Consider the following 18,575-nt stretch of genomic DNA (forward strand, 5'->3'; position numbering starts at 1 on the left):
CGGGTGAAGGCGGTCGTCATGGCGGGCGGGGAGGGTACTCGGCTGCGTCCGATGACCGCCAACCAGCCCAAGCCCCTGCTTCCCGTGGTCAACCGCCCGATCATGGAACACGTCCTGCGCCTGCTCAAACGGCACGGCATCACCGAGACGGTCGTCACCCTCCAGTTCCTGGCCGCCCTCGTGCGCAACTACTTCGGCGACGGCGACGAGCTGGGCATGAACCTCCAGTACGCCACCGAGGACCTGCCCCTGGGCACCGCGGGCAGCGTCAAGAACGCCGCCGACCGCCTCCGCGACGACCGCTTCCTGGTCATCTCCGGCGACGCCCTCACGGATATCGACTTATCCGACATGATCCGTTTTCATCGCGAAAATTCGGCTCTTGTCACCATCGGCCTGAAACGCGTCCCCAACCCGCTCGAATTCGGGATCATCATCCTCGACGAGAACGGGCGCGTGCAGCGTTTCCTGGAGAAGCCCACCTGGGGCCAGGTCTTCTCCGACACCGTCAACACCGGCATCTACGTCATGGAGCCCGAGGTCCTCGACGCCGTGGCCGACGGCGAACCGGTCGACTGGTCATCAGACGTCTTCCCCGCCCTCCTGGAACGCGGCGCCCCCATCTACGGCTACGTCGCCGACGGCTACTGGGAGGACGTCGGCACCCACGCCAGCTACCTCAAGGCCCAGGCCGACGCCCTGTCTGGCCGGGTCCGCCTCGACATCGGCGGCTTCGAGCTCTCCCCGGGCGTCTGGGTGGCCGACTCCGCCACGGTCGACCCCGACGCCGTCCTGAAGGGCCCGCTGCTGATCGGCGACTACGCCAAGGTGGAGGCGGGCGCCGAACTGCGCGAGTTCACCGTGCTCGGCAACAACGCGGTCGTGCGTGAGGGCGCCTTCCTGCACCGCGCGGTCGTCCACGACAACGTCTACCTCGGCCCCGGCGCCCACCTGCGCGGCTGTGTGATCGGCAAGAGCACCGACGTCATGGGCGGCGCCCGCGTCGAGGAGGACGCCGTCATCGGCGACGAATGCGTCATCGAGGCCGAGGCGTACGTCTCCAGCGGCGTCAAGGTCTACCCGTTCAAGACCATCGAGGCCGGCGCGGTCGTCAACACCAGCGTCATCTGGGAGTCGCGCGGCCAGCGCAACCTGTTCGGCCCCCGCGGAGTCAGCGGCCTGGTGAACGTCGAGATCACCGCCGAGCTGTGCGTCCGGCTGGCCGGCGCCTACGCCACCACCCTGCGCAAGGGCGCCTACGTCGTCACCTCCCGCGACTGCTCCCTGGCCGCCAGGGCGCTCAAACGGGCCGTGATCGGCGCGCTGACCGCCGCCGCGATCAACGTCCTGGACCTGGAGGCCGCGCCGCTGCCGGTGGCCCGCTTCCACACCGCCCGCGAGTCGGCCGCCGGCGGCATCGCCCTGCGCACCACGCCGGGCGACCCGCAGAGCGCCGACATCGTCATCATGGACGACCGCGGCGCCGACCTGCCCCCGGCCGCCCAGCGCAAGCTGGAGCGCGTCTTCTCCCGCCAGGAGTACCGGCGGGCCTTCCCCGGCGAGATCGCCGAGCTGCACTACCCGGCCAGGGCCGTCGAGGGCTACACGCACGAGCTGATGCGGGCCATCGGCGTGACCGGCGTCAAGGACATGAAGGTCGTGGTCGACTGCGCCGGCGGCACCTCCTCCCTGGTGATGCCCACGCTGCTCAGCCGGGCCGGCGTCGAGGTGCTCACCGTCAACGCCCGCCTGGACGACGTCTCGCCCACCGAGACGCTGGCCGAGCGCCGCCGCGGCCTGCAACGCCTGTCGGAGCTGGTCAGCTCCTCGCGGGCGGCCTTCGGCGTGCGCTTCGACCCGGTCGGCGAACGCATCGCGCTGGTGGACGAGACCGGCCAGCTCATCAGCGAGGAACGTGCCCTGCTCGTCGTGCTGGACCTGGTGGCGGCCGAGCGCAGGGGCGGCCGGGTGGCCCTGCCGGTCACCACCACGCGCGTCGCCGAGCAGGTCTGCCGCTTCCACGGCGTGCAGGTGCAGTGGACCTCGACCGCCCTGGACGCCCTGACCTCCGCCGCCCAGGGCCCCGACATGATCTTCGCGGCGGACGGGCGCGGCGGGTTCGTCGTGCCGGAGTTCAGCCCGGCCATCGACGGCCTGGCCGCGTTCATGCGCCTGCTGGGGCTGGTGGCCCGCACCCGGCTGTCGCTCAGCCAGATCGACGCCAGGATCCCCGAGGTCAAACTGCTCCGGCGGAGCGTCCCCACCCAGTGGGCGGCCAAGGGCGCGGTCATGCGCTCGGTCATCGAGGCGGCCGAGGCCGAGCCCGGCGGCTGGCGCGTGGACACCACCGACGGCGTGCGGGTCGCCCGCGACGACGGCTCGTGGGTGCTGATCCTGCCCGCCGCCGCCGAGCCCGTCACCGACCTGTGGGCCGAGGCCCCCGACATGGACGGCGCCCAGGCGTTGCTCGAACGCTGGGCCCGCGTGGTCGAACAGGCAGCCGTCTGATCACGTAGAGTAGCGAAAAACCCTTCGCACGCGATGTGCGCGCGGAGTGCCGCAAGATCGTAATGTAGAAACGCGCGGCGGCATGGACCACGGGGTGGGGGCGGCGGTAACTTTGTCAGCGTCCGAACCAACAGTCCAGCGCCCCGCCTTGACCTTTGCCGCTGATCAGCGTAAGTTGCGGCATTCGCAAACTTGAAGAGCGAAGGCAGGCGCGTCCCCAGCACCGTCGCCGCGTCTTCGCGGTAGGAGGCCGAGCCGATCGATGCCGAGCGTCTACTGCACGCAGTGCGGGCACGCCAACCCCGAGGATGCCCGTTTCTGTTCCCGCTGTGGGTCACCGCTGACCAGACCCGAGGTCGCCGGGGACACCACATCGACGATCTCGGTCGCGGGAATCGAGGCGTACGAGGCTGAGACAGGCGACATGCTCCTGGCCGAACGGGCGCTGGTCGAACAGCTCCCGCCCGGCACGGCGTTGCTCTCGGTGACCAGGGGGCCCAACCAGGGGAGCCGGTTCCGGCTCGACAAGGACCTCACCACGACCGGGCGCCACCCGGAGAGCGACATCTTCCTCGACGACATCACCGTCTCCCGCCGCCACGTCGAGTTCTACCGCCACCGCGGCGGCCAGTTCTCCGTGCGCGACGTCGGCAGCCTCAACGGCACCTACGTCAACCGGGAGCGCATCGAGGAGGTCCCCCTGCACTCCGGAGACGAGGTGCAGATCGGCAAGTTCCGCCTCGTCTTCCTGATGAGGGTCAACGCCGGCGCATGAGCTCACAGGCGGCACGCTCGCACATGAGCATCGGGGAGGTGCTCGCCCTGCTGCAGGGCGAGTTCCCCGACGTCACCGTGTCCAAGATCCGTTTCCTGGAAGGTGAGGGGCTCATCGAGCCCGAGCGCAGCCCCTCGGGCTACCGCAAGTTCACCCACCTTCACGTCGAGCAACTGCGGTTCATCCTGACCGAGCAGCGTGACCACTACCTGCCGCTGCGGGTGATCAAGGACAGGATGGCGGAGAGCTTCGGCCTTCCGCGCGCGGTGCAGCAGACGCAGGAGATCCGGTTCGACCGGGCCGAGCTGCTGGAGGCCGCCGGCATCGACGAGGAGACCCTCGCCGAGCTGGAGGACTACGGCCTGCTCGCCCCCGTGGCCAGGCGCTACGACGAGGAGGCGCTGAAGGTCGCGCGCAGCGTCGGCGCCCTGGCCCGCTTCGGCCTGCACGCCCGCCACCTGCGCGCGGTCAAGGCCGCCGCCGAGCGGGAGTGCGGCCTGGTCGAGCAGACCGTCGCGCCCATACTCAAGCGGCGCGCCCCCGGAGCCATCGGCGAGGCCGACGAGGCCGCCAGGGAGCTGTCCCAGCTCCTGCTCGACCTGCACGCCTCTCTGGTGCGCAGCGGGGTCAGGTCTGTCCTGGGCCGCTGAGGGCACAGAGCTGGAAGGCCGGGGCACATTCCAGGCCTGCCGGGTGTTACGTTGAAATGCATAAGCGTGTAGCAGAAGCGACCCAGTCAACAGCTGTGCCGGGCGACCGGCCGGTCGAATACGGAGCAGCCCGTGTTGCAGATGGAGGTCGTGGGCGTTCGAGTTGAGATGCCCACAAATCAGCCGATCGTCTTGCTCAAGGAGGCACACGGGGAACGGTTCCTTCCGATCTGGATCGGCATGACCGAGGCGACCGCGATCGCCCTGGCGCAGGCCGAGGAGCCGCCGCCCCGGCCGCTCACCCACGACCTGTTCAGGGACGTGCTGAGCGCGCTCGGCGTCGGGCTGCGCGCGGTCAACATCGTGGCCCTGCGTGACGGTATCTTCTTCGCCGACCTTGTGTTCTCCAACGGCGTGGAGGTGAGCGCCAGGCCGTCCGACTCGATCGCCCTGGCCCTGCGCACCGGCGCCCGCATCTTCGCCAGCGAAGAGGTGGTCCAGGAGGCCGGTGTGATCATCCCGGACGACCAGGAGGACGAGGTGGAGAAGTTCAGGGAGTTCCTTGACACGATCACTCCCGAGGACTTCGGCAGGGCGGGGTAGGTATTTCAGTGCATTTACGCTTCACGACGCGCCGAGCCGGATCGTTGACTGAGCATGGTCACGGTCCTACGGTGCAAGTGAAACCCGTGGTCGCCCTTTACGAACCCCCAGATCAGGCCGCGGGATGAGAGAAAGCCGGAGGTCCGCGTGGCGGTCAGCAGCGGCGAGGGAAAGACGGCCGGCCAGGAAGATCCGGTGCGGCGCGAGAGCGCGCGGCAGCGTGCCGGAGAGCAGGGCCTGCTCTTTGACGAGCAGCCCACGACGCTGCCCGCCGACATCGGATACCGCGGGCCCACGGCCTGCTCGGCGGCCGGCATCACCTACAGGCAGCTCGACTACTGGGCGCGTACCGGCCTGGTGGAGCCCACGATAAGAGCCGCGCACGGCTCGGGTTCGCAGCGGCTCTACAGCTTCCGCGACATCCTGGTGCTCAAGGTCGTCAAGCGGCTGCTCGACACGGGCGTGTCGTTGCAGCAGATCCGCACCGCGGTGCAGCACCTGCGTGACCGCGGGGTCGCCGACCTCGCGCAGATCACGCTCATGAGCGACGGAGTCAGCGTCTACGAGTGCACCTCGGCCGACGAGGTGATCGATCTCCTCCAGGGCGGGCAGGGCGTGTTCGGCATCGCGCTCGGCCGGGTCTGGCGCGAGGTCGAGGGCTCCCTCGCGGAGCTGCCGGGGGAACGGGCGGCGGTCGAGGACAGCGTCCCGGCCGACCATCCCACTGACGAGCTCGCCAAGCGGCGCCGCGCACGCCGCACGGGGTGAGCTGAACCGCTGAACACACCGTAGTAATCTAGGACAGAGTAAGGCTGACGACCCCGTGCGGGAGAGTCCCTGGGCCTCGGTCCTGGGGCGCCGAAGGAGCAACCCTCCCCGGAATCTCTCAGGCATCCCGTACCGCTCGGGCGAGGCAACTCTGGAAAGCAGGTGCGTCCGCCAGGCGCACCTCACCGACGGTGCAAGCCCCACGGCGGGGTGAAGCTCTCAGGTCGCGATGACGTCGCGCTGACAGAGGGGGAGATCCGGCACTCGCCCGCGCCCCGGCGCCGGTCTCCACGCCTCAGGAGGCAACCTCCATGACCGACCTGTCCGCTCCGCCGTTCTCGTCCCGGCACATCGGCCCATCGGAGTCCGAGCAGCAGCGCATGCTCGAGGCCGTGGGCTTCGAGTCCGTCGGCGATCTGGTGGCCGTGGCCGTCCCCGAGGCCATCAGGGCCAAGGACCGGCTCCAGCTCCCGCCCGCCGCGAGCGAGACCGAGGCCATCGCCGAGCTGCGCGAGCTGGCCTCCCGCAACCGGGTGCTGACCTCCATGATCGGACTGGGCTACTACGACACCGTCACGCCCGCCGTCATCCGGCGCAACCTGCTGGAGAACCCGGGCTGGTACACCGCCTACACGCCGTACCAGCCGGAGATCTCGCAGGGCCGCCTGGAGGCGCTGCTGAACTTCCAGACGGTCGTCTCCGACCTGACCGGCCTCGACGTCGCCGGCGCCTCCCTGCTGGACGAGAGCACCGCCGCGGCCGAGGCCATGACGCTGGCCCGCCGGGCGGGCAGGTCCAAGAGCGACGTGTTCGTCGTCGACGCCGACACGCTGCCCCAGACCAAGGCCGTGCTGGCCACCCGCGCCGAGCCGCTCGGCATCACGCTGGTCGAGCACGACCTCGACGGCGACCTGCCCGAGTGCTTCGGCGTGCTGGTGCAGTACCCGGGCGCCTCGGGCCGCCTGCGCGACTTCCGCGACGTGGCCGCCAGGGCGCACGAGGCGGGCGCGCTCGTCGTGGCCGCCGCCGACCTGCTGGCCCTCACGCTCGTGGCCGCCCCCGGCGAGCTGGGCGCCGACATCGCCGTCGGCTCCTCCCAGCGCTTCGGCGTCTCCTTCGGCTTCGGCGGGCCGCACGCGGCCTACATGTCCGTACGCGAGGGCCTGCAGCGGCAGATGCCCGGCCGCCTGGTCGGCGTGTCGGTCGACGTCGACGGCGACCCCGCCTACCGGCTGGCCCTGCAGACCCGCGAGCAGCACATCCGCCGCGAGAAGGCCACCAGCAACATCTGCACCGCCCAGGTCCTGCTGGCCGTGATCGCCGGCATGTACGCCGTCTACCACGGCCCCGAGGGCCTGCGCCGGATCGCCCGGCGGGTGCACCGGCACGCCGTCGCGCTGGCCGGCGGGCTGCGCGAGGCCGGCCTGGAGGTCGTGCACGGCGAGTTCTTCGACACCGTGCTCGTCCGCGTGCCCGGCCGGGCCGCCGAGGTGGTCGCCGCCGCCGCCGAGCGGGGCGTCAACCTGTGGCAGGCCGGTGACGACCACGTCTCCGTCGCCTGTGACGAGAAGACCGGCGCGGCCGAGCTGGTCAAGGTGTGGGCCGCCTTCGGCGTCGAGCGCGCGGACGCGGACGTGGACCTGGCGGCCGACGCGCTGCCGGCCGACCTGCTGCGCGAGTCGGACTTCCTGACCCACCCGGTCTTCCACAGCCACCGCTCCGAGACCGCGATGCTGCGCTACCTGCGCAGGCTCCAGGACAAGGACATCGCGCTCGACCGCTCGATGATCCCGCTCGGCTCCTGCACGATGAAGCTGAACGCGACCACCGAGATGGAGCCGATCACCTGGCCGGAGTTCGCGGGCGTGCACCCGTACGCGCCGGAGGCCCAGACCGAGGGCTACCGGGAGCTCATCGGCACGCTGGAGGGCTGGCTGGCCGAGGTGACCGGCTACGACGCGGTCTCCATCCAGCCGAACGCGGGCTCCCAGGGCGAGTTCGCCGGCCTGCTGGCCATCCGCGCCTACCACCAGGCCAACGGCGACACCGAGCGCGACGTGTGCCTGATCCCGTCCTCGGCGCACGGCACGAACGCGGCCAGCGCCGTCATGGCGGGCATGCGGGTCGTGGTCGTGGCCTGCGACAGCGACGGGAACGTCGACCTGGCCGACCTCGACGCCAAGATCGCCAAGCACCGCGAGCGGCTGGCCGCGATCATGGTGACGTACCCGTCCACGCACGGCGTGTACGAGGAGTCGATCACCGAGGTCTGCGCCAAGGTGCACGAGGCCGGCGGCCAGGTCTACGTCGACGGCGCCAACCTCAACGCCCTGGTCGGCCTGGCCAAGCCCGGCGAGTTCGGCGCCGACGTGTCCCACCTCAACCTGCACAAGACGTTCTGCATCCCGCACGGCGGCGGCGGCCCCGGCGTCGGTCCGGTCGCGGTCCGCGGCCACCTGGCGGCCTACCTGCCCGGCCACCCGCTGCGCGACGGCGGCCCGGTCGGCCCGGTCTCGGCCGCCCCGTACGGCTCGGCGGGCATCCTGCCGATCTCGTGGGCGTACGTGCGCATGATGGGCGCCGAGGGCCTCACGGCGGCCACCGAGCAGGCCATCCTGTCGGCCAACTACCTGGCCAGGCGGCTGGCCCCGCACTACCCGGTGCTCTACACCGGCCGCGGCGGCCTGGTGGCGCACGAGTGCATCGTGGACCTGCGCCAGATCACCAAGGAGACCGGCGTCACCGTCGACGACGTGGCCAAGCGCCTGATCGACTACGGTTTCCACGCGCCCACCATGTCGTTCCCGGTGGCCGGCACGCTGATGATCGAGCCGACCGAGAGCGAGGACCTGAACGAGCTCGACCGGTTCGTGGACGCCATGATCGCCATTCGCGGCGAGATCGCCAAGGTGGCCTCCGGCGACTACGACAAGACCGACAACCCGCTGCGCAACGCGCCGCACACGGCCGAGTCGGTCACCGCCGACGAGTGGCCGCACCCGTACTCGCGGACCGAGGCGGCCTACCCGCTGGCCTCGCTGCGCGAGGGCAAGTACTGGGTGCCGGTGCGCCGCATCGACCAGGCGTACGGCGACCGCAACCTGGTGTGCTCCTGCCCGCCTCTTGAGGCGTACGAGGACTGATCCCGCAAGCGGGTCCCCGCCCGGGGGCCCGCTTCCGGCACGGCCCAGTCCCACACCGTCAAGTGAGCAGACATGATCGCGACGAGCCGTTAGGCTCGGTGCGATCCGTCGCCCGAAGGAGCTCTCTTGACGTTCTCAGAGCTGGAGACCCCGCCTCTCGACACCGCCCGCCGCCTGGCCGAGGGCGGCGACCTCGACGGTGCGGCGGCGATACTGACCGAGCTGGTCGCCGACCCCGACAGCCCCGACCGGGCCCAGGCGGCCGTGGGGCTTGCCGTGGTGCTCGACGAACGCGGCGACACCGACGCCGCCCGCGCCGCGGCCCGCACCGCGCTGGCCACCGGCCATCCCGAGTACGCCGCCCAGGCCGCCTGCCACCTGGCCCAGGGCTTCGAGCGTGAGGGCCGCGACGACCAGGCCAGGGCCGCCTGGCAGGCCGTGCTCGGCGTCGGCACGCCGGCCTACGTGCCGCTGGCCCACCTCGCGCTGGCCCGGCTGGCCGGCAGCCCGCAGGAGGCCGACAAGGAGCTGCGCGCCGCCTTCGACGCGGGCATCGACGTGGGCGACGCCGAGGCCACCGCGCACGCGGCCCGCCAGCTCGCCGAGACGATGCTGGAGCACGGCGATCCGGGCGAGGCGGCCGGCCTGCTGCTGGACGCGCTGGAGTTCGCCCCGGCGCGGGAGCTGCCGGGGCTGCGGGTGCTGCTCGGCATCGCGCACCTGGAGCTGGCCTGCGCGGAGTTCGCCGAGGCCGTCGAGAGCGGGGCCGACCCCCAGACGGGAGCGCTGGCCATCGAGCTGCTGGCCCGCACGCTGCCGCTGCGCGGGCGCACCGAGGACGCCGGCCAGGTGTGGACCTACGGCCTCGAACACGAGGACGAGACCATGGCCGCCGAGGTGCGGCTGCGCTTCCACCGCGACGCCTGACCCCGGCCCCCTGAGGGCTCAGCCGCGCCGCATGATGGCCACGGCGGCGGCCACGTTGATGGCGACGATGGCCAGCCACGTGATGGTCAGGCCCACCAGGCCCGAGTTGCCGACCGCGATGGCGGTCAGTGGGATGCCGAGGCCCATCGAGCCCAGCGCGATGGGGATCATGGCGGCGCCGTTGCCCTGCCGCTGCCGGGGCTTGACCGGGGCCACGCCGTGGCCGCCCAGCTCGGCCTGGACGCGGGCGGCGATGGTGGCGTCGAGCCGTTCGACGAAGGACTCGACGAGCGCGGCCTCGTAGTCGGGGCCGAGGTCGCGGCGGGCGTCGAGGGTGGCCTGCAGGTCATCGCGGATGGGGCGCATCTCTGGCATGAGAACCATCATGGCGGTTGTGCGGCGCGCCGTCATCGTACCTGGGGGCCAACGGCGCATCCTCCCCAGGTACGGTGCTGCCATGGAGATCATGACTCCGCGGGGGCCGGCGCTGGTGCAGGTCGAGGAGGCGGCCGAGCCGCGGCTGCTGCTGGTGCTGACCCACGGCTCGGCCGGGGGAGTGGACGCGCCCGATCTGCTGGCCGTCCGCGACGCCGCGCTCGGGGCGGGGGCCACCGTGGCCAGGGTGTCGCAGGCGTTCCGGGTCGCGGGGGCGCGGGCGCCGGGCTCGGCGGCCAGGCAGGACGAGGCCTGGGAGATCGTGCTGGGCGAGCTGCGCGCCAGGTGGCCGGGGCTGCCGCTGGTGCAGGGCGGCCGGAGCAACGGCGCCCGGGTGGCCTGCCGTACGGCCTCGGCGGTGGGCGCGGCGGCGGTGGTGGCGCTGGCCTTCCCTCTGCACCCGCCGGGCAAGCCGGAGCGTTCCAGGGCCGAGGAGCTGCGCGGGGCCGGGGTGGACGTGCTGGTGGTCAACGGGGACCGGGATCCGTTCGGAGTGCCGGATCCCGCCGACTGCGCCCGGCTGGTGGTGCTGCCGGGCGAGGGCCACGACCTGAAGCGGGACCCCGCCCGGGTGGGCGAGGTCGTGGCCCGGTGGATCGGTGGTTACGCCGCCGTCAGGCGGCGCCCACCAGGGGGTCGGGCCGGTGCGGCGCGATGACGGTGCCGCTGGGCAGGAGCTCCCCGGTGTCCTCGAACAGGACGACGCCGTTGCAGAGAAGGCTCCACCCCTGCTCGGGGTGGCATGCGAGGGTGCGTGCTGCCTCGCGGTCCGGCGCCTCGGCAGACGGACAGGCCGGGTCGTGCGGGCACATCGGCGTGCCTCCGATATCTCGTGGGTGCTCCCGGGAGAGGGACGGGAGCGGCTCGGGTTTGTTGTTCTGGCAAGTGTGCGACGTGCGTCACACGGTCCGACATAGCCCGTTCGGACTGTTACAGGAGGATCCCCCGGTCGTGTGACCTTCGACACAGCGTGCCTTATGCAGGATAACGGGCCAAGCGCGACACGCGCACTACGTTTGCAACCCCTTGAGCAAAGCGTCGAGCCCTCTTTCGAAGTCCACATCAGCCCTTTCGTCCCGCCTGACCCATTCATCAACTTCTGGGTCAGCCCATCCTGATTGCTGGACTTCGACCGCCACGCTGCCGAACACGAACGCCCGCAGCGCCCGTACGGCCTCCGGGGCGTCGCCCAGGCCTCCGTCGGCGAGCTGTTCGGTCTGCTCCCTGATGGCGACGGCGGTGGCGCCCTTGGGAGGCTTGGTCAGGGCCAGCGCGAGCACGCCCGGATGCTCGCGCAGCAGCTCCCGGCCCGCCCGGCACCACGCCCTGGCCGTCTCCTGCCAGGTGGCCGCCTGCTCCACGTGCACCGACGTGACGTGCTCGGCCAGCGCGTCCATCAGCGCCTCCTTGCCGCGGGGCAGGTGGTGGTAGATGGCCATGGCCTCCACCTCCAGGGCGTCGCCCAGCCGGCGCATGGTGAGCCGGCGCAGCCCCTGGCTGTCGGCGATGTGGAGTGCGGCCTCGATGATGCGCTCGCGGGAGAGTGGGACGGGCGGTCTCTTTGCGGGCATGGTGATCATCTTACTGGGCGGCCCCGCCCGTCGCCCGGTGTTCGGAGGCGGTGTCGGACGGCGTACCCTTGTGGGTTGAACAGCAAAGACTGCGTGAAGGGCAGGGTCGATGGCGTTTTTCCGTCCGCGGGTGAGCCGTGAGGCCGAGGTTCGCTACCACGCGGACCAGGAGATCTCCAAGGGCTTCCCGCAGCTGCTTGACAAGGCCAGGCAGGCCGAGGCGATCGTGCGCGACCTGCGGGCCGCCGCGGCCGACGAGATCGAGCTGCTGGCGGCGGGCCGGGCGTTCGACGTCGCGCTGACCGAGGCGCTGCGGGCCGCGGAGGCCGGGCAGCGGGCCACGTTCGGCGTGCGGTCCTACGACGACCGCATCGCGCGCCGCAAGGCCAAGGCCACGCCCCCCGGGGCCCTGTGGACGGCCGAGGTCGACCGGCTGCGCACGCTGCGCGAGGAGAACCGCATGTGGGGCATCCCGCGCGTGCCCCGGCCGGTGCCCGCCACCGCCTGAGCACAGGCACACGAAAGCCCCGGCGCCTCGCGCGCCGGGGCTCTTCGTGCGTTCCGGATCCCTCGGTGGGAAGCCGGGGCTTTGAGCAGAGCCCGGCGTCATGCCGGGGCTCCGTGTGCGGCCCCGGCGCTCTGTGGGCAGGCGCCGGGGGCGGTCGTGGGTCAGCTGGCCCAGTCGAGCAGGGGGCGGGTGTTGCTCGGGTGGCGCAGCTTGGAGAGCGACTCCTTCTCCAGCTGGCGGATGCGCTCGCGGGTCAGGCCGAGGTGCTTGCCGATCTCGTCCAGGGTGTGCGGCTTGCCGTCCACCAGGCCGAACCGCAGGGCCATGATCTTCGCCTCGCGGGGCGAGAGGTTGTCGAGCACGCCGCGCAGCTGGTCGCCCAGCAGCTGGCGGTCGACGATCTCCGACGCCTCCGGCGAGTCGACGTCCTCGATGAGGTCGCCGATCGTGGTCTCGCCGTCCTCGCCGATGGTCGCGTTCAGCGAGATCGGCTGGCGGCTGGTGCGCAGCAGCTCCTCGATCTGGTCCGGCGTCCTGTCGAGCTCGACGGCCAGCTCCTCGGGCGTGGGCTCGCGGCCCAGCCTCTGGTGCATGTCACGCTCGACCCGCGACAGCTTGGAGAGCATCTCCAGCACGTGCACGGGCAGCCGGATCGTCCGGGCGGAGTCGGCGAAGCCGCGCTGGATGGCCTGCCGGATCCACCACATGGCGTAGGTGGAGAACTTGAAGCCCTTGGTGTAGTCGAACTTCTCCACGGCCCTGATCAGCCCCAGGTTGCCCTCCTGGACGACGTCCAGCAGGGACATGCCGCGGTCGGTGTACTTCTTGGCCACCGAGACCACCAGCCGCAGGTTGGCCTCCAGCATGTGGTCCTTGGCCTGCCGGCCGTCCTCGATGACCAGGTGCAGGTCGTCGCGTACGGACGACGGCACGTCGGGGTCGGAGTCCAGCTTGTACTCGGCGTACAGGCCGGCCTCGATCCGGCGGGCCAGCTCGACCTCCTGGGCGGCGGTGAGCAGCGTCCGGCGGCCGATCGACTTCAGGTACGTGTGCACCGAGTCGCCCATGACGGACTGGTTGTCGTCCAGGTCATTGGCGTCGTTCTCGATCTCGACGTCCTCGGCGGTCAGTTCGAGGTCGTCGGGGGCCACGTCCTCCTCGTGTTCCGGCTTGCCGTCCGCCGGGTTTTTTGCCTCGGCGGCGGTACGGCCGGTAGCCTTTGCCCCAGAAGCCTTCCTCGGCTTCGGAGCGCTCTTCTGGGTGGTCTTCTTGGCAGCGGTCTTGGCCAGGGACGGCTCGTTCTCGGCGGCCAGGCTCACACCGGCCTCCGACAGCTCGCGCAGGATCGTGCGGCCTTCAGAGGGGCTGATGCCGGCCTCGGCGAACGCGTCACGCAGCTCCGCCAGAGAAAGGTGACCCTGGGCTCGCCCTCGTTCAATGAGCTGGTCGAGAGACGCGGGCGGGGTCGCCACGGCGGTTCTGGGCATGAGGACACCTCCTCCGTACGGAGTCGAAGCGATCAGGCAGTTTGTGGTGGGGCGGTGGTCACTCCGCACGGCGCACCAGTATCAATAACGCCATTCATCGCTATTTGTTCCCGGGGTGATGAAAAAGGGGCGGAACGCCCGCAGGGCGCGCCACCCCTCGGGAAGGCGGAAACCTACTCCGCCACCTCGAAGCTTCCGGTCGCCTCGGGCATGGGCATCGGCTCGGCCTCCTCCATGCGGTTGCCGGTCCAGTAGTCGATGACCTCGCGCGGGTCGGGGTTGACCTCCGTGGAGACCACGATGCCCTCGGTGCGGTCGGGCGCGGGGATCGGCCGGCCGGTCGGCGGCGCCTGCTCGATCTCGGCCTGGGTCTTCCTCGCGACCGCGTCGAGCCTGCCCGCCGAGGCGGCCGCCGCGACCGACGCGCCACCGACGACGATCACGCCGACGACGATCACGGACGCCCACATCTTGCGGGTCTGGTTCATGAAGGCTCCCTTCCTTCTCCCCGTTATGACGCAGCCGCGGCGCGTCAGGTTCCTGTACGCAGCCGTACGAGATCGGTCTTGCCGTTGGGCAGCAGCGGCAGGCGGGGGAGAAGGCGCAGGCCGCGCGGGGCGGCGTGGGCGGGCAGCCGGTCGCGGCAGAAGGCGCGCAACTCGGCCAGCGTGGGCGGCGCGGCCGGGTCGGACGGCACCACGAACGCGGTGACCGCCTCACCCCACTCCGGGTCGGGCAGGCCGGCCACGGCCACGTCGGCGATCTCGGGGTGCGCGCCGAGCACCGCGGTCACCACGGCGGCCACGACCTTCTCGCCGCCGGTGTTGACGACGTCGTCGGCCCGGCCGAGGACGCGCAGCCGGCCGTCGCTCAGCTCGCCGAGGTCGGAGGTGACGAACCAGTCGCCGTCGAGCGGCGTCTGGCCGGCGAAGCGGTAGCCAGAGAAGAGCACCGGCCCGGCGATCCTGATCAGGCCGTCCTCGCCGATTTTGAGATCTACATCGTAAAGGGGCTCGCCGTCGTAGACGCAGCCGCCGCATGTCTCGCTCATCCCGTACGTGGTGACCACCCGCGCGCCGAGCTCCACGGCCCGCTCGACCAGCCCCGACCGGGGCGCCGCGCCGCCGAGCAGGATCGTGCGGAACACCGACAGGTCCGCGCCCGCCTCGACCAGCCGGTGGAGCTGCGTCGGCACCAGGGAGACGTGGTCGGCGCCGGAGGACAGCACGGCCCGCATGTCGAAGGCGGGGTGGATGATCGGCTCACTGCCCGACAGCAGGGCGCGGACCAGCACCTGCAGCCCCGAGACGTGGGAGACGGGCAGGCAGCACAACCACCGGTCGCCCTCGCCGGCCCCGATCCTGCTCAGCGACGCCGACGCCGAGGCGCGCAGCGCGGACGCCGACAACTGCACGCCCTTGGGGACGCCGGTGCTGCCGCTGGTGGCGATCACGACCGCCACGTCGTCCGGGACGCCGGCGCCGCCGGGCCGCGGCTCGCCGTCGACGTGCGTGGGGCGCAGTGCCTGGAGGACCTGGTGCTCGTGGCCCGGCTGGAGCGGCAGGACGGCGGGGCCGTCGCCGGAGAGCGCGTCGCGGATCGCGGTGAAAAGGCCGGGTCCCGGAGGCTGCACAATGGCATGCAGCGGACGGTCCGGATGCGACGGGTTCCTCCACATGCTCGTAAGGTTAATGGCGACAGGTCGGACACAGGTGCAGGGTAGGGTCGTGACGCGTTCTCCCGTGGTCTTCCGGATTCCGATGCGGACGCGGTTTCGCGGGCAGACCGTCAGAGAAGGCGTGCTGCTGCACGGTCCGGCGGGCTGGGGGGAGTTCTCCCCGTTCCCCGAGTACGGCCCGCGCGAGTGCGCCCGCTGGCTGGCGTGCGCCCGCGAGGCCGCCTTCGAGGGGTGGCCGGAGCCGGTGCGCGACCGCGTCCCGGTCAACGCCACCGTCCCGGCGGTCGACGCCGGGCAGGCCCATGAGCTGGTGAGACGCTCGGGCTGCGGCACGGCGAAGGTCAAGGTGGCCGAGCGCGGCCAGACGTTCACCGACGACCTGGCCAGGGTGGAGGCGGTGCGCGACGCGCTGGGGCCGTCCGGGCTGCTGAGGATCGATGTCAACGGCGCCTGGGAGGTCGACGAGGCCGTCACCCGGCTCAAGCGCCTCGACCGGTTCGGCCTGGAGTACGCCGAGCAGCCGTGCGCGACGCTGGAGGAGCTGGCGGCGGTGCGCAGGGCGGTCGACGTGCCGATCGCGGCCGACGAGTCGATCCGGCGCGCCGAGGACCCGCTGCGGGTCAGGGCGGCCGAGGCGGCCGACATCGCGGTGGTCAAGGTGCAGCCGCTGGGCGGGGTGCGCGCCGCGCTGCGGGTGGTGGAGTCCTGCGGGCTGCCGGCCGTGGTCTCCAGCGCCGTGGAGACGTCCGTGGGGCTGGCGGCGGGGGTCGCGCTGGCGGCGGCGCTGCCGTCGCTGCCGTACGCGTGCGGGCTCGGCACGATGTCGCTGCTGACGGGCGACGTGGTGGAGGACTCGCTGACGCCCGTGGACGGCTGGCTCCCGGTACGACGCCCGTCGGTGAATTTTCAGCATTTGTCGGAATTTGAGATCGAATCTCCCCAGTGGCTTCGCCGGATGCAGGAGGCGTCACGTTGAATCCCGCAACCGCGCTGGCCACGGTGCTCGTGGACGAGCTGGTGCGCTGTGGCCTGACCGACGTGGTGCTCGCGCCCGGCTCGCGCTCGGCCCCCCTCGCCCTGGCGCTGCACGCCGAGTCGCGGGTGCGCCTGCACGTGCGCGTCGACGAGCGCTCGGCCTCCTTCCTGGCGCTCGGCCTGGCCAAGCGCTCCGAGCGGCCGGTGGCGCTGATCTGCTCCTCCGGCACGGCCGCGGCCAACTTCCACCCGGCGGTGATCGAGGCGAACGAGTCGGGCGTGCCGCTGCTCGTCCTGACCGCCGACCGCCCGCCCGAGCTGCGCGGCACCGGCGCCAACCAGACGATCGACCAGGTCAAGCTGTACGGCACCGCCACCCGCTGGTTCGCCGAGGTCGGCGTGCCCGAAGACCGTCCTGGCATGGTCGCCTACTGGCGTTCGCTGGCCTGCCGCGCCTACCAGCGCGCCTCCGGCCCGGCCAACCCCGGCCCGGTGCACCTCAACATGGCCTTCAGGGAGCCGCTGATCCCCGACGGCGACACGAGCTGGTCCGAGGCGCTCGACGGCGGCGCGAACGGCCCCTGGGTGCGGGCCCGCGTCGCGCCCCCGCCCATCGCCCTGCACATCCCGCCCACCCGGCGCGGCGTGCTCGTCGTCGGCGACGGCGCGGCCAACGTCCGGCGGTACGTGGCCGCCGCAGGCATGGCGGGCTGGCCGGTGCTGTCGGAGCCCAACGGCGGCGCCCGCTACGGCGACCACTCCATCTCCAGCTACCACTACCTGCTCGGCACCCCCGAGTTCGCCGACTCCCACCGCCCCGACGTGGTCGTCACGCTGGGTCGCCCCGGACTGTCGCGCCCGCTGCTGTCGTGGCTGAAGCGGGCCGAGGAGCACATCGTGGTCGCTCCCGACCTCGACCGCTGGCCCGACCCGACCCGATCGGCCACGCAGGTCGCGCAGGCCGTGGAGATCCCGGTCGCCTCCGGCGACGACAGCTGGCTGCACGCCTGGCGGCAGGCCGACGCGGCCGTCCGGGCGGGCCTCGACGCCGTCCTGGACGTCTCCGGCACCACCGAGCCGCGCCTGGCCCGCGACCTGGTCGACGCGCTGCCCAACGGCGCGCTGCTGTTCTGCGGCTCCTCGATGCCGATCAGGGACCTCGACCAGACCATGCGGCCGCGGCGCGGGATCAGGCTGATGGCCAACCGGGGCGCCTCCGGCATCGACGGGCTGGTGTCCACGGCCATGGGGGCCGCGCTGGCGCACAACGGACCCTCGTACGCGCTGCTCGGCGACCTGTCGTTCCTGCACGACCAGAACGGGCTGATCCTCGGCCCGCGCGAGCCCCGGCCCGACCTGTGCCTGGTCGTCGTCAACAACGACGGCGGCGGCATCTTCTCGCTGCTGCCGCAGGCGACGGTGCGCGACTCGTTCGAACGGGTCTTCGGCACGCCGCACGGCGTGGACCTGGCCTACGCCGCCGCCGCGACCGGGACGCCGTACACGCTGCTCGGGGACGTCGGCGACCTGCCCAAGGCGATGCGCGGCGAGGGGCCGCGGGTGGTGGAGGTGCGCACCGACCGCGAGGAGAACGCGGCCGTGCACGGCCGCCTGCGCGAGGCGGCCCAGGACGCCGTGCGGGAGTTCCTCAACTCCTGAGCGCCTCCAGCAGGCGGTTGAGCGGGCTGTCGAGCCCGTAGCGGTCGGCCAGGGCCACCAGGGCCTCCGGGTCGCGCGGCTTGTCCGGCAACGTCAGGTCGGCGGCGGGCAGCGGCGCCTCGGAGGCCACCTCGACCACGGCCGGCGCGGCGTCGAGGTAGTCGCGGGCGGCGGCCAGGCGGTTGCGGCTGCCGGCCGGGAACCCCTCGGTGACGCCGGAGTCGAGCGCCTCCAGCAGCGCGGCGAGCGAGCCGAACCGGGTGATCAGGGCCGCCGCCGTCTTCTCGCCGACGCCGGGCACACCGGGCAGGCCGTCGCTGGGGTCGCCGCGCAGGGTGGCGAAGTCGGCGTAGGCGCGGCCGGGGATGCCGTACTTGGCGGTGACGAACGCCTCGTCCACGAACTGCAGGTTGCGGATGCCGCGCGCGGTGTACAGGACGCGGACCGGGCGCGAGTCGTCGACGAGCTGGAACAGGTCGCGGTCGCCGGTGACGATCTCGACGGCGCCCTCGGCCTGGTGGGTGAGGGTGCCGATCACGTCGTCGGCCTCGAAGCCGGGCGACTCGGGACGGGCGATGCCCACGGCGTCGAGGACCTCGTTGATCACGGCGATCTGCGGCACCAGCGCCTCGGGCACCTCCTCGGCGTCGCCGTGGGCCACCCGGTGCGCCTTGTACGTCGGGATCGCCGCCACCCTGAAGGCGGGCCGCCAGTCGGCGTCCATGGTCGCGGCGAGCGCGGCCGGGGAGTGCCGGCGGACCAGGGTGGCGATCATGTCGATGAGGCCGCGCACCGCGTTGACCGGGGAGCCGTCGGGCGCCTTGATCGACTCCGGGATGCCGTAGAAGGCGCGGAAGTAGAGGGACGGTGTGTCCAGAAGCATGAGCA

At 72.0% G+C, this 18,575-nt stretch carries 18 protein-coding genes and 2 riboswitches; of the genes, 11 read left to right on the forward strand and 7 right to left on the reverse strand.

Annotated elements, in window-relative coordinates:
* The first annotated feature begins 3 nt into the window (after positions 1-3).
* From ACWCSU_RS23225 to ACWCSU_RS23255, 7 genes are all read left to right on the forward strand, one after another.
* On the forward strand, positions 4-2,508 hold the full coding sequence (locus ACWCSU_RS23225) for a mannose-1-phosphate guanyltransferase (protein WP_357704857.1): 2,505 nt from the start codon (positions 4-6) through the stop codon (positions 2,506-2,508).
* Between the two features lie 262 nt (positions 2,509-2,770).
* The gene (locus tag ACWCSU_RS23230) at positions 2,771-3,283 is read left to right on the forward strand and encodes an FHA domain-containing protein (protein WP_357704859.1); all 513 of its coding nucleotides are present in this window, start codon (positions 2,771-2,773) and stop codon (positions 3,281-3,283) included.
* Positions 3,284-3,306: 23 nt separating this feature from the next.
* A complete protein-coding gene (ftsR, locus tag ACWCSU_RS23235) occupies positions 3,307-3,933 on the forward strand; it encodes a transcriptional regulator FtsR (protein ID WP_357704861.1) in 627 nt (208 codons plus the stop codon).
* Positions 3,934-4,065: 132 nt separating this feature from the next.
* On the forward strand, positions 4,066-4,536 hold the full coding sequence (locus ACWCSU_RS23240) for a bifunctional nuclease family protein (RefSeq protein ID WP_090771501.1): 471 nt from the start codon (positions 4,066-4,068) through the stop codon (positions 4,534-4,536).
* Positions 4,537-4,683: 147 nt separating this feature from the next.
* Positions 4,684-5,304: a MerR family transcriptional regulator gene (locus ACWCSU_RS23245; RefSeq protein ID WP_357704863.1), complete on the forward strand. Its 621-nt coding sequence runs from the start codon at positions 4,684-4,686 to the stop codon at positions 5,302-5,304.
* A gap of 48 nt (positions 5,305-5,352) precedes the next feature.
* Positions 5,353-5,449, forward strand: a riboswitch (glycine riboswitch).
* Positions 5,450-5,561: riboswitch (glycine riboswitch) on the forward strand.
* 54 nt (positions 5,562-5,615) lie between these two features.
* On the forward strand, positions 5,616-8,447 hold the full coding sequence (gene gcvP, locus ACWCSU_RS23250) for an aminomethyl-transferring glycine dehydrogenase (protein ID WP_449937389.1): 2,832 nt from the start codon (positions 5,616-5,618) through the stop codon (positions 8,445-8,447).
* Positions 8,448-8,573: 126 nt separating this feature from the next.
* Complete coding sequence (locus ACWCSU_RS23255) at positions 8,574-9,374, forward strand: hypothetical protein (RefSeq protein ID WP_449937391.1); 801 nt, start codon at positions 8,574-8,576, stop codon at positions 9,372-9,374.
* 18 nt (positions 9,375-9,392) lie between these two features.
* Here ACWCSU_RS23255 and ACWCSU_RS23260 read toward each other — a convergent pair whose 3' ends face one another.
* A complete protein-coding gene (locus ACWCSU_RS23260; protein ID WP_364088401.1) occupies positions 9,393-9,749 on the reverse strand; it encodes a hypothetical protein in 357 nt (118 codons plus the stop codon).
* Between the two features lie 82 nt (positions 9,750-9,831).
* Between ACWCSU_RS23260 and ACWCSU_RS23265 the strand changes: the two genes are divergently transcribed.
* A complete protein-coding gene (locus ACWCSU_RS23265; RefSeq protein WP_357704871.1) occupies positions 9,832-10,467 on the forward strand; it encodes an alpha/beta hydrolase family protein in 636 nt (211 codons plus the stop codon).
* On the opposite strand, the gene ACWCSU_RS23270 is transcribed toward ACWCSU_RS23265, so the two are convergent.
* Together ACWCSU_RS23270 and ACWCSU_RS23275 are read right to left on the reverse strand one after the other, a co-directional pair.
* Positions 10,424-10,621 carry a DUF5999 family protein gene (locus ACWCSU_RS23270; protein WP_125637444.1) on the reverse strand — a complete coding sequence of 66 codons (198 nt, stop codon included), beginning with the start codon at positions 10,619-10,621 and terminating at the stop codon, positions 10,424-10,426. The genes ACWCSU_RS23265 and ACWCSU_RS23270 overlap by 44 nt on opposite strands.
* 198 nt (positions 10,622-10,819) lie before the next feature.
* The gene (locus ACWCSU_RS23275; RefSeq protein WP_357704874.1) at positions 10,820-11,380 is read right to left on the reverse strand and encodes a TetR/AcrR family transcriptional regulator C-terminal domain-containing protein; all 561 of its coding nucleotides are present in this window, start codon (positions 11,378-11,380) and stop codon (positions 10,820-10,822) included.
* A gap of 130 nt (positions 11,381-11,510) precedes the next feature.
* Here ACWCSU_RS23275 and ACWCSU_RS23280 point away from each other — a divergent pair, with 130 nt between their 5' ends.
* Complete coding sequence (locus tag ACWCSU_RS23280) at positions 11,511-11,888, forward strand: hypothetical protein (protein ID WP_357704876.1); 378 nt, start codon at positions 11,511-11,513, stop codon at positions 11,886-11,888.
* Positions 11,889-12,049: 161 nt separating this feature from the next.
* Here the strand turns inward: ACWCSU_RS23280 and ACWCSU_RS23285 are convergent, their stop codons facing one another.
* From ACWCSU_RS23285 to ACWCSU_RS23295, 3 genes are all read right to left on the reverse strand, one after another.
* Positions 12,050-13,375 carry an RNA polymerase sigma factor gene (locus ACWCSU_RS23285; RefSeq protein ID WP_364088408.1) on the reverse strand — a complete coding sequence of 442 codons (1,326 nt, stop codon included), beginning with the start codon at positions 13,373-13,375 and terminating at the stop codon, positions 12,050-12,052.
* A gap of 173 nt (positions 13,376-13,548) precedes the next feature.
* Positions 13,549-13,863 carry a hypothetical protein gene (locus ACWCSU_RS23290; RefSeq protein ID WP_449937395.1) on the reverse strand — a complete coding sequence of 105 codons (315 nt, stop codon included), beginning with the start codon at positions 13,861-13,863 and terminating at the stop codon, positions 13,549-13,551.
* A 44-nt stretch (positions 13,864-13,907) separates the two neighbouring features.
* A complete protein-coding gene (locus tag ACWCSU_RS23295) occupies positions 13,908-15,053 on the reverse strand; it encodes an AMP-binding protein (RefSeq protein ID WP_449937397.1) in 1,146 nt (381 codons plus the stop codon).
* 82 nt (positions 15,054-15,135) lie between these two features.
* Here ACWCSU_RS23295 and ACWCSU_RS23300 point away from each other — a divergent pair, with 82 nt between their 5' ends.
* Together ACWCSU_RS23300 and menD are read left to right on the forward strand one after the other, a co-directional pair.
* Positions 15,136-16,029: an o-succinylbenzoate synthase gene (locus ACWCSU_RS23300; RefSeq protein WP_449937647.1), complete on the forward strand. Its 894-nt coding sequence runs from the start codon at positions 15,136-15,138 to the stop codon at positions 16,027-16,029.
* Positions 16,026-17,687: a 2-succinyl-5-enolpyruvyl-6-hydroxy-3-cyclohexene-1-carboxylic-acid synthase gene (gene menD, locus ACWCSU_RS23305; RefSeq protein ID WP_357704885.1), complete on the forward strand. Its 1,662-nt coding sequence runs from the start codon at positions 16,026-16,028 to the stop codon at positions 17,685-17,687. The genes ACWCSU_RS23300 and menD overlap by 4 nt, the downstream gene beginning before the upstream one ends.
* Here menD and ACWCSU_RS23310 read toward each other — a convergent pair.
* Positions 17,677-18,570, reverse strand: coding sequence for a 5'-3' exonuclease (locus ACWCSU_RS23310; RefSeq protein ID WP_357704951.1), 894 nt, complete (start codon positions 18,568-18,570; stop codon positions 17,677-17,679). The two genes, menD and ACWCSU_RS23310, sit on opposite strands and share 11 nt — an antisense overlap.
* Between the last annotated feature and the right edge of the window lie 5 nt (positions 18,571-18,575).

The organism is Nonomuraea sp. NPDC001699, assembly GCF_053596455.1.

Excerpts from the sequence above, each read along its gene's own strand:
- ACWCSU_RS23285 (WP_364088408.1), bottom strand. The coding sequence starts at position 13,375 with ATGCCCAGAACCGCCGTGGCGACCCCGCCCGCGTCTCTCGACCAGCTC.
- ACWCSU_RS23290 (WP_449937395.1), bottom strand. The coding sequence starts at position 13,863 with ATGAACCAGACCCGCAAGATGTGGGCGTCCGTGATCGTCGTCGGCGTG.
- ACWCSU_RS23270 (WP_125637444.1), bottom strand. The coding sequence starts at position 10,621 with ATGTGCCCGCACGACCCGGCCTGTCCGTCTGCCGAGGCGCCGGACCGC.
- ACWCSU_RS23265 (WP_357704871.1), top strand. The coding sequence starts at position 9,832 with ATGGAGATCATGACTCCGCGGGGGCCGGCGCTGGTGCAGGTCGAGGAG.
- ACWCSU_RS23275 (WP_357704874.1), bottom strand. The coding sequence starts at position 11,380 with ATGCCCGCAAAGAGACCGCCCGTCCCACTCTCCCGCGAGCGCATCATC.
- ACWCSU_RS23260 (WP_364088401.1), bottom strand. The coding sequence starts at position 9,749 with ATGCCAGAGATGCGCCCCATCCGCGATGACCTGCAGGCCACCCTCGAC.
- ACWCSU_RS23300 (WP_449937647.1), top strand. The coding sequence starts at position 15,136 with ATGCGGACGCGGTTTCGCGGGCAGACCGTCAGAGAAGGCGTGCTGCTG.
- ACWCSU_RS23310 (WP_357704951.1), bottom strand. The coding sequence starts at position 18,570 with ATGCTTCTGGACACACCGTCCCTCTACTTCCGCGCCTTCTACGGCATC.
- gcvP (WP_449937389.1), top strand. The coding sequence starts at position 5,616 with ATGACCGACCTGTCCGCTCCGCCGTTCTCGTCCCGGCACATCGGCCCA.
- ACWCSU_RS23230 (WP_357704859.1), top strand. The coding sequence starts at position 2,771 with ATGCCGAGCGTCTACTGCACGCAGTGCGGGCACGCCAACCCCGAGGAT.
- ftsR (WP_357704861.1), top strand. The coding sequence starts at position 3,307 with ATGAGCATCGGGGAGGTGCTCGCCCTGCTGCAGGGCGAGTTCCCCGAC.
- ACWCSU_RS23295 (WP_449937397.1), bottom strand. The coding sequence starts at position 15,053 with ATGTGGAGGAACCCGTCGCATCCGGACCGTCCGCTGCATGCCATTGTG.